Origin of the sequence: Luteimonas huabeiensis HB2, assembly GCF_000559025.1 — a bacterium.
In the GTDB taxonomy this organism is placed as follows: Bacteria; Pseudomonadota; Gammaproteobacteria; order Xanthomonadales; family Xanthomonadaceae; genus Luteimonas; species Luteimonas huabeiensis.
This window is the reverse complement of record NZ_JAAN01000011.1, coordinates 53,217-66,270: the sequence shown is the minus strand read 5'-3', so window position 1 is coordinate 66,270 and position 13,054 is coordinate 53,217. Positions and strand designations below refer to the sequence as shown.

8 protein-coding genes and 1 pseudogene are annotated in these 13,054 nt (G+C 74.1%); 1 reads left to right on the top strand and 8 read right to left on the bottom strand.

Annotated features, from left to right (window positions below):
• Positions 1–48: 48 nt before the first annotated feature.
• Together Z164_RS0102970 and Z164_RS0102965 are read right to left on the bottom strand one after the other, a co-directional pair.
• The gene (locus Z164_RS0102970; protein WP_024889257.1) at positions 49–2,763 is read right to left on the bottom strand and encodes a TonB-dependent receptor domain-containing protein; all 2,715 of its coding nucleotides are present in this window, start codon (positions 2,761–2,763) and stop codon (positions 49–51) included.
• Between the two features lie 183 nt (positions 2,764–2,946).
• Positions 2,947–4,170, bottom strand: coding sequence for a dipeptidase (locus tag Z164_RS0102965; RefSeq protein ID WP_024889256.1), 1,224 nt, complete (start codon positions 4,168–4,170; stop codon positions 2,947–2,949).
• A gap of 269 nt (positions 4,171–4,439) precedes the next feature.
• Here Z164_RS0102965 and Z164_RS0102960 point away from each other — a divergent pair, with 269 nt between their 5' ends.
• Complete coding sequence (locus Z164_RS0102960; RefSeq protein ID WP_024889255.1) at positions 4,440–5,627, top strand: P1 family peptidase; 1,188 nt, start codon at positions 4,440–4,442, stop codon at positions 5,625–5,627.
• A 296-nt stretch (positions 5,628–5,923) separates the two neighbouring features.
• Here Z164_RS0102960 and Z164_RS21655 read toward each other — a convergent pair.
• The 6 genes and pseudogenes from Z164_RS21655 to Z164_RS0102925 form a co-directional block, all read right to left on the bottom strand.
• Positions 5,924–6,871: pseudogene (locus tag Z164_RS21655) on the bottom strand (IS3 family transposase).
• A gap of 296 nt (positions 6,872–7,167) precedes the next feature.
• Complete coding sequence (locus Z164_RS0102945) at positions 7,168–8,847, bottom strand: BatD family protein (protein WP_024889253.1); 1,680 nt, start codon at positions 8,845–8,847, stop codon at positions 7,168–7,170.
• 2 nt (positions 8,848–8,849) lie between these two features.
• Positions 8,850–10,616, bottom strand: a complete 1,767-nt coding sequence (locus tag Z164_RS0102940) for a VWA domain-containing protein (protein WP_024889252.1) — start codon at positions 10,614–10,616, stop codon at positions 8,850–8,852.
• A complete protein-coding gene (locus Z164_RS0102935) occupies positions 10,613–11,641 on the bottom strand; it encodes a vWA domain-containing protein (protein WP_043689128.1) in 1,029 nt (342 codons plus the stop codon). The genes Z164_RS0102940 and Z164_RS0102935 overlap by 4 nt, the downstream gene beginning before the upstream one ends.
• A complete protein-coding gene (locus Z164_RS0102930; protein WP_024889250.1) occupies positions 11,638–12,096 on the bottom strand; it encodes a DUF4381 family protein in 459 nt (152 codons plus the stop codon). Before Z164_RS0102930 ends, Z164_RS0102935 begins: the two co-directional genes overlap by 4 nt.
• Entirely contained in the window at positions 12,096–13,010 is a 915-nt protein-coding gene (locus Z164_RS0102925; RefSeq protein WP_024889249.1) for a DUF58 domain-containing protein, read from the bottom strand. Before Z164_RS0102925 ends, Z164_RS0102930 begins: the two co-directional genes overlap by 1 nt.
• Between the last annotated feature and the right edge of the window lie 44 nt (positions 13,011–13,054).

Genomic DNA, 13,054 nt, shown 5'->3' with positions numbered 1-13,054 from the left:
CGAGGCGCCCATCATGGCGCCCCGGCGGCGCGGCCGCGAGCGCGGCGATCAGAACCGCACCCGCGCGCCGAGGGTCACGTAGCGGCCCAGCACGTCGTAGTAGGGCGAATAGAGCGAGCCGACCGGCGGATCCTTGTCGAACAGGTTGGCGGCGTTGGCGTACAGCTCGATCTCGGGGCCGGCGTCGTCGCTCAGCCGGTACTTCACGCCGAGGTCGTAGTAGACGTAGCTCGGGATGCGGTTGTTGGTGATGTTGATCGTGGTGTTGTAGTTGCCCGCCGAGATGTAGCGCGCGCGGAAGTCGGCGCCGAAGCGGCCGTTCTGGTAGCCGATCGAGGCCACGCCGCGCCAGCGCGGCGTGCCGAGGCCGAACGAGTAGCCCTGCGAGGTGACGTACTCGATCCGGCTGACGCCGTCGTCGGTGGTCAGGCTGTCCACCCAGGTGCCGAGCAGGCGGAAGTTCAGCGCGCCCGGCAGCGAGGAGACCCGGCCCAGCGGCAGCAGGTAGGCCGCCTCCACGTCGATGCCGTTGGTCTGGTAGCGCGACAGGTTGGCGTAGCTGGAGACGATGCGGGAGATGTTGCCGCTCGCATCGCGGGTCACGCGCCCGCACATCTCGGCGTTGCCGTTGTAGCAGCGGGTCACGATGTCCTGCGCGCTGACCGAGGTGATGACGTTGGCGATGTCGATGTCGAAGTAGTCGATCGACATGTCCAGCCCCGGCACCGACGTCGGCGACCAGGCGAAGCCGAAGGTGGTGGTGTCGGCCTCCTCCGGGACCAGGTTGGGATTGCCGCCGCCGTTGGTGAGCGCGTACACCGTGGTGTTGGTGAACGGATCGGTGATGTTGTTGTAGCCGGTGGTGGTCTGGGTGTAGAGCTCGGTCAGGTTGGCCGAGCGGATGTCGCGCGAGCGGGTGAACCGGGCGCGCACGCCCTCGACGAACTCGTTGGTCAGGCCGAGCTTCCACGACCAGATCGAGCCGGTGGTGTCGTAGTGGCTCAGGCGCGCGGCGCCGTTGAACTCCAGCCGCTGGAAGAACGGCACGCCGTCCAGCACCGGCACCACGGTCTCGAGGAAGCCTTCGGTCACGGTGTACTCGCCGGACATCGCCGAGGGGTTCCAGCGGGTGAACGCGTTGGCCGCGCTCAGCGCATCCACCGTCTGCCGCACCGATTCGCGCCGCGCGTCGATGCCGACCGCGACCGAGACCGGCCCGGCGGGCAGCTCGAACGGCTCGCCGCGCAGATCAGCGCCGGCGAGGTGCATCACCGTCTTCGCCCGGCTGCGCGGGGTGCCGGTGACGTAGGCGGTGGCGGCCTCCGAGGGCGCGCCCAGGCCGAACAGGTCGATCGGCACGCAGTCGGTCGCGGGATCGGTCAGCGCGATGCGGCACACCGGGTTGCCGGTGGTCGGGTCGATCACCGAGTCCACCGCGTTGGCGTACTGCTCGGTGAGGATGCGGTACGGCACGTTGAGGTTGTTCTCGTGCTCGCCGTAGCTGTAGAACGCGCTCCAGCGCCAGGTCTCGCCGAAGCCGCCGTCCAGCGCCAGGGTCGCCTGCCGGGCCACGCGCTCGAAATCCATCCGCGAGTTGGCGAAGTCGGCGGTGTTGAAGCGGCCCATGGTGAAGCCGGTCTCGCCGGCGGAGAGCAGGGCCTGGCGCACTTCCTCGGGGAGGAAGGCGTTGTCGATCCCGATGGCGAGGTTGCCGCGGTTGTCGTCGCCCACGTAGACGTAATCGTTGGCCACGCGCGACTGGCGGTACTCGGCGGTCAGCTTGAGGTCGTCGTCGAGCCACCACGTCGCGCGCGCCAGGCCCGCCCATCGGGTCTGCGGGGTCATCAGCGGGCTGAGGTCGTCGGCCGAGGGGCCTTCGCCACCGATCATCGAGGTGCCGACGACGGTGCCGTAGTCGAAGTCGCGCAGCGAGCCGTCCGGGTTGAACGCCTTGCCCTTCAGCACGCCGCTCATGATCAGGCCGCCGTAGGCGGCGTTGGAGAAGCCGACGTCGGCGACGGTGGTGTAGCTGCCGTCGCCGTTGGAGACCTGCGCCCAGCGGCCCACGTTCGGCCGGCTCGTCTTGGGGATGATGCCTTCGTGGTCGGAGTATTCGGCGCCGACCACCAGGTGGCCGCGGCCGCCGCCGAACGCGGTGCCGAAGGCGAAGCCCAGCGCGCGCTGCTCGGCGTCGTCGTAGGAGGACTCGCCGCCGTGCAGGTCGAACTTGATGCCTTCCAGGGCCTCGTCGATGGCGATGTTGACCACGCCGCCGACCGCGCCCGAGCCCCAGGCCGCCGAGGCGCCGCCGGTGACCACGTCCACGTCGCGGATCATGATCGTCGGCACCGTGTTGAGGTCGTTGTCGCTGACGAAGCGGCGGCCGTCCAGCAGCACCAGGGTGCGGCTGGTGCCCAGCCCGCGCAGGTCGACCGGCGCCTGCCCGGCGCTGGTGTTGGTGCCGGTGGTCTGCGCCGAGGTCGTGGCGCGGAACTGCGGCATGTCGTTGAGCGCGGCGGCCACGTTGGGCCGGGCGACGACGTCGAGTTCCTCCGGCGCGATCCGCATCGTCGGCGTCGGCGACACGAAGCCGGGCCGGTCGATGCGCGACGCGCTGACCGTGACGTTGCCCAGCGTGCGCACGCCGTCCTCCTGCGCGTCGCCATCGGCCTGGCTCGTCTGCGCCAGCGCCGGAAGCGCGCCCGCCAGCGCGAGCCCCACGCCGAGAAACAGCCTCGTCCTCAAACAGTGCACGACGTTCATGCGATCGACCTCGGTTGCGCGGAGCTTCCGCTGGGGAGAGGGCCCGCAGCCGTGCGCCGCGCGTTCGGCGCCGGCTTCGGATGCGTGGGCGGGTGCGCGCCTGCGTCCGTCGTTCGCGGATACGGGCGCGGGGCGAGTTTCGATGCTAGGTGCCGCCACCGCCCCCCACATCGGGGGAAACCCTCAATTCCCGCTCGCGTCGCGCCCGCCGCGTTCGGCCGCGTCCTCGACCTGCGCCCACACCCGCAGCAGGTTGCCGCCGGCGATCCTGGCGATGTCCCGCTCCGCATAGCCGCGCTCGCGCAGGCCGTCGATCAGCGCGGGATAGTCGGCCACGCTGCGTAGGCCCCGCGGCAGGTTGCCGCCGACGCCGTCGAAGTCCGAGCCGATGCCGACATGCTCCACGCCCAGCAGCGCCACCCCGTAGTCGATGTGGTCGAGGACCCGCTCGATGGTGGTCGTCACCCGGGGATGCGTCCGCCGCCACTCGGCCTCGAACGCCGCGCGATCCTCCGGCGGCAGCCCCGCCGCCGCGCGCCGGGCGTTGCGCTTGTTGAAATCGTTGCGCGCCCGGTACAGCGCCTGCAGGTTGGCGGCACCCTCGGGCTCGACGAAGTTGGTGCCGAAGGTGACCTGCACCACGCCGCCCTTCGCGGCGACCCGCCTGGCCAGCGCGTCGCCGATGTTGCGCTCGAAGCCCGGGGTCAGCCCGCGGAACGAGGAATGGCTGGCGATCACCGGCGCCCGGCTCAGCTCGATCGCCTGCGCGGCGGCCTCGTCGGAAAGGTGCGAGACATCGACCATGATGCCGAGGCGGTTCATCTCCGCGACCGCCTCCCGGCCCAGCGGGCTCAGCCCGCCCCACTTCTTCTCGATGTCGTAGGAGGAATCGGCGAAGCGGTTCGCCGCCCCGTGCGCCAGCGTCACGTAGCGGATGCCGCGGTCGTGGAACAGGCGCAGCCGCGACAGGTCGTCGCCGATGGGCGCGGCGTTCTCCATGCCCAGCGGCAGCAGGACCCGGCCGCCGGCGCGCAGCCGCTCCACGTCGCGCGGCGAGCGCAGGAGCGCGAACTTGTCCGGGTGCCGCGCCGCCAGCGCCTCCACCGCGTCGATCTGCGCGTGCGCGGCCTGGGTCGCGGCGCCCGACGCGTCCTGCTCGGCCGAGGTGTAGATCGACATGAAGGCCACCGCCAGCCCGCCGGCGCGGGCGCGCGGGTAGTCGAACTCGCGATCGGGCGCATCCGCGCCCAGGTCCGCCCACCGCGACTGCAGCAGCGCCGGCGCATCGATGTGGGTATCGACGATTCCCACCGCGGGGCGTTCGTCGGCGCGCGCCCCGGCGCACAGGCACAGGGCGGCCAGCAGCGCGGTGGCGTGTCGCGGCATCGGCAGGCGGCGGTGGCGCATGGGACGGCTCCTGGCGGCCGGGCGGTCTAGGGGTGCGGAAGCGGCGCCAGGCGGGTTGCGCGCGGACGACTTCGCGCGCCTGTCTCCGGCGAGTCGCCGCCGCGCCCGGTCCCCGCCGAGTGAAGCAGATGCCGGCGCCGGCGCCATCGGGGGAAACCCCGATTCCGCGCCGGCGCGGATGCGGCACACTGCCCCGTGCCGGCTGCCGGCGCGCTCGCCGCTTGCGCGGCGACGCCCGCGCCCGGTCCTCTTCCGCGGAGTCGACGACCATGGACCGAAATTCCGGATCGCGCGCCTTCGCGCCCATCGCCGCCGGCGCACTGGCCGCATTGCTCGCCGCCGCGAGCTGGACCGCGCAGGCGCAATCCGAACCCGGCCAGCGCCCGCGCGCGCGGGAAGCCGGGGTGGCGATCGGCATCCATCGCACCGGCGCGCTGAACGCCATCACCGACGTGGCCGGCGTGCGGGTCGGGCACGCGACGCTGGCCGAGGGCGAGCGCCTGCATACCGGCGTCACCGCCGTCCTTCCCCACGGCGGCGACCTGTTCGCCGAACGCGTGCCCGCGGCGATCGTGGTCGGCAACGGCTTCGGCAAGCTGGTCGGCGCCAGCCAGGTCGAGGAACTCGGCGAACTGGAAACCCCGATCCTGCTCACCGGCACGCTCGGCGTGTGGAAGGCGGCCGACGCCCTCGCCGCGTGGATGCTGGCGCGGCCGGGCATGGAGGACGTGCGCTCGATCAATCCCGTGGTCGGCGAGACCAACGACGGCGTCCTCAACGACATCCGCCAGCGCGCGCTGCGGCCCGAGCACGTGCATCGCGCGCTGGAGACCGCGTCCACCGGACCGGTCGCCGAAGGCGCCGTGGGCGCCGGCGCGGGCACGGTGGCGTTCGGCTGGAAGGGCGGCATCGGCACCAGCTCGCGGATCGTCGCCGCGGGCGGCGCCGACTTCGCCGTCGGCGTGCTGGTGCAGAGCAACTACGGCGGCCGGCTCGCCATCGCCGGCGTCCCGGTCTGGGCCTCGCTGCCGGAGCCGTCGGAGCTCGCGGCGCCCGACAGCGGCGACGGCAGCATCATGATCGTCGTGGCCACCGACGCGCCGCTCGATGCGCGCCAGCTGCGCCGCCTGGCGACCCGCGCGCTGGTCGGTCTCGCGCGCACGGGTTCGAACATGTCGCACGGCTCCGGCGACTACGTCATCGCGTTCTCCACCTCGCAACGCGTGCGCCGCCGCCAGGGCGTGCCGTTGCGCGCATCCGCGGTACTGGCCGACGACGCGCTCACGCCGCTGTTCGAGGCCGTCGCCGACGCCACCGAGGAATCCATCGTCAACTCCTTGTTCCGCGCCGAGACCGTCCGCGGGCACCGCGGCACCGCGCCCGCGCTGCCCCTGCAGCCGGTGCTGGACGCCCTGCGCGCCGCCGGCGCCCTGGCGCACGGCACGGACCGGCGCTAGGTTGCATCGACATATCGCGTACGCCCCTTCTCCCGCAAGCGGGGACCACGCTGTTTTTCCCTTCCCCCGCAAGCGGGAACCATCCTGTTTTCCCTTCCCCCGCAAGCGGGGACCATCCTGTTTTTTCCTTCCCCCGCAAGCGGGGGAAGGTGCCGAAGGCGGATGGGGGCATGCCGCGGGCGTGCGAAAGCAGCCCTCATCCGGCGCTGCGCGAGAAGGAACGACATGCGCCCGCTTGCGGGAGAAGGAACAAGATTGTCGTGGTCAAGTTTTGGTGGACACGGGGATAGGGGATTTCAGGTAGTGGCTTTTTCGTAGTCGGCTGGAGATCGATAGCCGAGTGTGGAGTGCAGTCGGTGGGTGTTGTAGAAGCCGGCGATGTAGTGAGTGATGTCGGCCAAGGCTTCGTTGCGGTTGGCGTAGCGGCGCTGCCAGACCCGTTCCATTTTCAGGCTCAGGAAGAACCGCTCCATCACCGCGTTATCCCAGCAGTTGCCCTTGCGGCTCATGCTGGCGACCAGTACAGACCAGCTCGGCCGGCATGTTCGGCGCCATCGCCCAGCCCACGACCTTGCGCGAGTACAGGTCCACCACCGCGGCCAAGTACAGCCAACCGCGTTCGGTGCGGATGTAGGTGATATCGGCCACCCAGGCCTGGTCGGGGGCATCTGGCTTGAAGCGCCGGTCCAGGATGTTGGCGGCCACCGGCAGGTCATGCCGGCTGTCGGTGGTATGGACGAACTTGCGCTTCCAGCGCGCCTTCAGCCCGTGCTGCTTCATCAGCCGGCGGACCCGGTAGCGACCGGCCGACAGGCCCTGGGCCTTCAGGCTCGCACTCAGCCGGCGGCTACCGTAGCTGCCGCCGCTGGCCTGGAAGGCGGCCTGCAAAGGGGCAGCGAGCGTGCAGGCCCTCGGTGCGGAGTACCGCCGACGGGCTGCATACAGTCCCGAGCGGCTCACGCCCAGCAGCCGGCACAGGCGGCTGGTGTCGGCCTTCTCCTGCCACTGATTGATCATCTGCTGGATCACTTCAGTTCCCGGGCGAAGAAGGCCGATGCTTTTTTTAACAACGTGTTGTCCTCACGTAACCGCAGGTTCTCCCGCTCCAACTCACGACGCACGGCGCTATCGACCAGGTCCAGGTCGCGGCACACCTGGCCTACGCTCAGGCCTTGGTCTCGGATCATCTGCACCACCTGCAGCTTGAAGGCGGTATCGAACGTTCTGCGGATACGGGGCGTCATGTCGTTCAAAGTCCTCGTTGGGGATGATCATCCCCTATCGAGGTGTCCACGAGAATTAGACCAGGGCAGATGCGCCCGCTCGCGGGAGAAGGGGGGGCATGCCCCCCTCGCGGGAGAAGGCGCGACATGCGCCCGCTTGTGGGAGAAGAGACGACGGGCCTCGCTTGCGGAAGCTGCGACAGCTTCGGCGCTGCAGGTCGAATCGCGATGCGCCTTGGGCCTGTTCGCGCCGTCGCTCTTCCTGCCGCGCAGGCCCGCAGGGACAGTGCGAGGCACGCGATCGGTATTCACAGGTCTTAAGGCGGGTACAGCGGCGGCAGCGGCGGCGCCTCGGCTTCGGCCGCCGCCGGCGTGCGCCAGCGCGGGCCGTGGCGGAAGGCCTCGCGGACCGCCGCGCGCGCGGCCCGGACGTCGCCATCGGCCCAGCGCGCGCGCTGCAGCGCCTCCACCGCCGCCACCTGCGCGGGCTCGGCCAGGCGCGCGCGCAAGGCATCGAGGTCGGCGGCCGGCGGTTCCGACAGGCCGCACAGCGCCGAGGCGACCTCGCCCAGATCGCCGGTATCCAGGACCTGCCGCAACGCGCGCAGCCGCTGCGCCTCGCTGCCGCCATTACCTGCGGCGCGCGCGCGATCCGGACCATCCCGCGGCGCCTCCGGGGACGCGGGCCGCCGGTACAGGCCCCACGCCAACGTGACCAGCCACAGCAGCGCGAAGACCACCGTGGCCAGCGCCCACGGGCGCACCGGCTCCTGCACCCCCGGCACGCGGATCCAGCCCGCATCGTCATCGTCGTCGCGCGACGCCACGGCGGCCGGAGCCTGGGCCGGGGCCGCGGCGACGGCGCCGGCCGCCACCTCGATCCGCAGGTCGGGCAGCGCGGCCTCGCGCGCGGCGTCCGCGCGCACGTCCCACCAGGCCAGCCGCGGGCCACGCACCCGCACCGTACCCGCCTGCGCCGGCACCACCGAGAAGCGCCGCGTGGCACGCACCTGCGGCCGCCCGTCCTCGAAGCGCTCCTCGATCTCGGGCGGCTCGGGGAACACCTGCGCGCCGCCGTCCACCTGCAGTTCCAGCGGCGGCAACTGGCCGCCGCTGGCGCCGTCGGCGCGCGCCTCGACCACGATCTCCACCGCCTCGCCCGCGCGTGCGCGCTGCGGCGCGGACAGATACGTCAGTTCCAGCGCGCGCAGCGGCAGCCAAGGCTGCGGGGCCTGGTCCGGGATCGGCCGGATCTCCAGCATGCGCGGCGCGCTGTGTGCGCTCAGCAGGCGCGAGCCGTCGCCGAAGATCTCGTCGAAGAAACTGCCGGTGCCGCGGCCGGTGAAGCGCGCGCCGGGGAGGGTCAGCGTGCCGCTGCGGTCGGGTACCAGCATGAAACGGCGCTCGACCACGGTGTAGCGGCGCCCGCCGAGTTCGCGGGTGTACTGCACGTCGCTGCCGATGCGCTGCAGCGAGGCGCCCTCGGGCGCGGGCTGCTCCAGTTCGCCGGAGATCAGCGGCGTGGCGTAGTGCAGCCGCAGCGTGTAGCCGATCGCCTGCTGGACGTAGCCGTGCGGCACGTCCAGCTCGGACTCGATGAAGGCGGGCTCGCCGGCGCGCGCCGGGGCGCTGTCCGGCGGGCCGACCGACAGCGTCAGCGGCGCGGTGGTCGCGCTGCCGACCGCCAGCGCCGGGATCCGCAGCTCGCCGGCCCGGCGCGGCTCCAGGGCCACGGCATGGAGCGTGCGCGCGCGCTGGCGCCCATTGACGATCTCCACCTGCCGGGTGCTGGTGTGCGCGCTGAGCCGGAAGTCGCGCTCCAGCGGCGACCAGTCCGGCGCCGGCGCGCCGGCCTGCTCGCTTTCGACGTTGAGCGTGGCGGTCTCGCCCAGCGCGATGCGGTCGCGATCGAGCCAGGCGCGCACCTGCGCGTGCGCGCCGGCGGCGGGCCACAGCAGGGCCAGGCAGCAGAACAGGGAAAACAGGCAACGCGGCATGGTCAGGATCCTGCGCCGAAACGGCGGCGTTCGTGCTCCAGGCGGAACTTCTCGCGCAGCAGGCCGCCGGGGTCGTCGGGTACGCGGCGCAGCCAGGCCTCGTTGGCCTCGCGCTGCTCGCGCTCCTCGCGGGTCTCGGCCGGCGCCCCCTCCGCCCCGGACTCCGCCTCGCCGGCCGTGTCCGCCTGCCGCATCGCCTCGTCCATGCGCCGGCGCTGCGCCTCGTCCGCGGCCTGCTGCGCCTGGGCGTCGGCGCCCTGCGGCTGCTCGCGCTCGGGGGCATCCTGCGCCGGCGCATCGGCGGCGCTGTCGCCGGCCTGGCCGCTGTCCTGCGCCTGCTCGGGCGATTCGCGTCCCGGCTGCGCCTCGCCCTGCTGCTCGGAGTCGCCGCGCGGGTCCGGGCGCTGGCCCGAAGGCGGCGGTTGCCGCCGCATCGCCTGCCGTACCGCTTCGCGGTTGGCCAGGGCATCGGCCATGCCCGGCTGCCGGCGCAGCGCCTCGTCGTAGGCGGCGATGGCCTGCTCGTAGCGGCCCGCCTTGGCCAGCGCGTTGCCGCGGTTGTAGGCGGCCTCGGCCCCGGGCAGGCCGCGCCAGGCGGCTTCCGCGCGGGCGTAGTCGCCGGCACGGTAGGCCTCGATGCCTTCGCGCATCCGCGCATGCAGCGCCTGGTCGGCGCGTCGCCACAGGCCGCCGCGGGGCGCGGCGTCCGCGGGCTGCGCGGCGGCCGTCTCCGGCGCCGGCTGCGCGCGCGCCGGCGCGGCCAGCAGCAGCGGCCCGCACAGCGCCAGCGCCAGCACCGCGAGCGCGCCGCCGCGGCGGAACGCCAGCGCGGCCAGCACCAGCAACGGCAGCAGCAGCCAGTAACCCTCGTCCAGGCGCACGCCGTCCGCTCCGCCCTGCGCGGCCCCTGTGCCGGCACCCGCGCGCGGATCGAGCACGCCGAGCGCGCGCAGATCGCCGTCGCCGGCCTCCAGCGGGGCATAGGCGCCGCCGCCGGCGGCCGCCACCGCGCGCAGCGCCGGCGCGTCGAGGCGGGTGCGGCCGAAACTGCCGTCGTCGCGACGATAGGCGGCACCGGCCGCGCTGCCCAGGCCCAGCACGGACACCCGGTAGCCGTCGGACGCGGCCGCCGCCGCGGCGCGCGCGGCGACGCCCGAGGCCTCGCCGGTCAGCAGCAGGATGTCGCCGCGCTGCGCGCCCGCCTGCCGCAGCAGGCGCACGGCGTGGCGGATCGCGCGCTCGGGCCGGTGGCCGTCGACCGGCATGATCGCGGGCGAGAGCGCATCGAGAAACAGCGCCACGTTGGCCGCGTCCGAGGTCAGCGGCGCGACGGTGAACGCATCGTCCGCCCAGACCACCAGCCCGGTCTGGCCGCTGCCGCGCGCCCGCAGCAGCGCGGCGATCTTCGCCCGCGCCTGCAGCAGCCGCGAGGGCGGCAGATCGTTGGCGAGCGCCGCGCCCGACAGGTCGAGCGCGATCACCAGCGGCGCCGCTTCCTGCGCCAACGGCTGCGTTGCGCTGCGCCAGCTCGGTCCCGCCAGCGCCGCCACCGCGAGCGCCAGCGCCGCCAGCAGCGCGGCCAGCCCCCAGGCGCCGCGTCCGCCGCCGCGCGCGGCCAGCAGGTGCGGCAACAGGTGCGGGTCCACGGCATCGCGCCACGCCGTGGCCCGCCGCCGGCGGCGCAGCCCCCACCAGGCCGCGAGCGGCAGGACCAGCAGCGCCCACAGCCAGGCCGGGCGCAGGAACACCAGTGCGCCGAGCCCGCTCATGCGTCCGCCTCCCGCCGCCGCAGCCGCGCGTTCGGCCAGGGCGCCAGCGCGAGCAGCCCGAGCAGCAGCGCCAGCGCGAGCGGCACGTGGTAGCGCTCGACGCGCGGCCGCACCGCCTCGGCCGGCCGCTCGACCGGCTCCAGCCGGTCGATCTCGGCATAGATGCCGGCCAGCTCCGCGGTATCGCGGGCGCGGAACATGCGCCCGCCGGTCATGTCGGCGATCCGCTCCAGCGTGGCTTCGTCGATCTCCTCGGTGCCGCGCGACGGCAGGCGGAAGCCGAAGACGGACATGCCGCCGCCCTCGCCGCCGAAGGCGATGGTATGCACGCGGACCTGGGCGTCGCGCGCCAGCTCCGCGGCCTTGAGCGGATCGAGCAGCCCGGCGGTGTTGACGCCGTCGGTGAGCAGGATCAGCACCCGCTGCCCGGCCGGCTGCGCGCGCAGCCGCTTCACCGCCAGCCCGATCGCGTCGCCGATGGCGGTCTCGCGCCCGGCCAGGCCGACCACGGCGTCGAGCAACTGTTCGCGCACGCTGTCGCGGTCGAAGGTCAGCGGCGCCACTGTGTAGGCGCGGCGGCCGAACAGCAGCAGGCCGACGCGATCGCCGGCGCGGCGGTCGAGGAAGTCGGCGATCACCGCCTTGGCCGCGGTCAGGCGATCGACCACGCGGCCGCCGAGCAGCATGTCTTCCTCCGACATGCTGCCGGAGAGATCGACTGCCAGCATCAGATCGCGCGCGGCCCGGGGCGGTTGCACCGGCTCGCCCAGCACCTGCGGCCGCGCCGCCGCCACGCACAGGCACGCCCAGGCCAGCGCCGCGATCCACAGCCGCGCCCCGCCACGGCCGCGGCCCGCGCCGCGCGGCGGGGCCACCGCCCGCAGCCGCTCGCCCCAGGGCACGCGCAGCGCGGCGCCGCCCGGCCGCACCGCCGGCAGCAGGCGCCGCAGCAGCCAGGGCAGCGGCAGCGCGAGCAGCAGCCAGGGCCAGGCGAAGCCGTCGAAAAGTCCGCCCAGCGCGCTCATCGCCGCAGGCTCCAGGCCAGGAAGACCGATCGCGCGGCGGCGCGCAGCGCCTCCGCCTCGGCCGGCGCCACATCGCGGCGGTAAGCGCCGTCGCGCAGCAGCCGCGCGGCCTGCGCCGGCAGCCCTGGCAGGCCGCCGCCGGGCTCGCGGACATGGCGCAGCCAGTCCTCGCCGTCCAGCGTCGCGGCGTGCGGGTCGTGCCGGCGCGCGGCGCGGCGCAGCAGTTCGGAGATCGCCGCCACCTGGGCCGCGGGCGTCGGCGCGGCGGCGACGGCCGCGTCGTACAGCGCGCCCAGGCGCCGCCGGTGCCGGCGCGCCCGCCAGCGCCAGGCCAGCAGCGCCAGCGCGACCGCCAGCAGGGCCAGCACCAGCAGCCACCAGCCGGGCGCGGGCGGCCACCACGCCGGCGCGGGCGGCTGGTGGATGTCGCGCAGCACGAGCGCGGAGGGCGCCATCACCGCGCCCGCGATCCCGGCGACGCGGCCAGCCACGCATCGCTGGCCGCGTCCGTGGACAGCGGCACGATGCGCACGCCACGGCCCGGCAGGTCGGCCAGCAACGCTTCCAGCGGCGCCACGAACGCCTCGCGCCAGCGCGCGCGCTGCGCCGGCGCGCCGAGATCCAGGTCGATGCGCCCGGCGCTGTCATCGAAGCCCAGGACCGCTCGCGGCGGATCGGTCTCCAGCGGATCGGTCAGCGCCACCACGGTCACCTCCGCGTGCGCCGACAGGCCGGTCCAGCGCTGCAAGGGGATCGCCGACAGGCTGGCCGGCTCGGCCAGCACCAGCAGGCGCGAGCCGGGCCGCAGCAGGCGCGCGGCGTGGTCGAGCGCCACCGCCAGGCCGGCATCGTCCTCCGGCGGCGCCGCGTACCAGCGCACCAACGCATCCAGCACCCGCAGCGCCCCGCGCGGGCCCGCCCGGGGCGGCACCGGCGGCTCGCGCAGGCTGCCGCGCAGCGCGGCGACGCGATCGCCGTCGCCGATCGCGCGCCACGCCGCCACCGCGCCCGCGCGCGCGGCCTGCACCGATTTGAAGCGCACGCGGGTGCCGAAGTACAGCGCCGGCGCGGTGTCGGCCACGACCAAGGACAGCCGCTCGCGCTCGACCTGGTAGAGCTTGGTATGCGCCTGCCCGCTGCGCGCGGTGAGCCGCCAGTCGATGTGGCGCGCATCGTCGCCGGGGGTATAACCGCGCGATTCGGCGTACTCCATGCCGCGCCCGCGCAGCGGCGAGGCGGCCTGCGCGGCGCTGCCGTGGCGCGCACGGCGCGGCGCGCGACGCCCCAGCGCCGCACCGCGCAGCGCGACGAGCTCGGCGAGCGTCGGCGCCACGCCGTCGTTGCGGTCGATGGGGCTGGGTTGCGTCATCGGTCGTGTCTCTTGGCCACGGATCGCGCGGACCGGCGCGGATC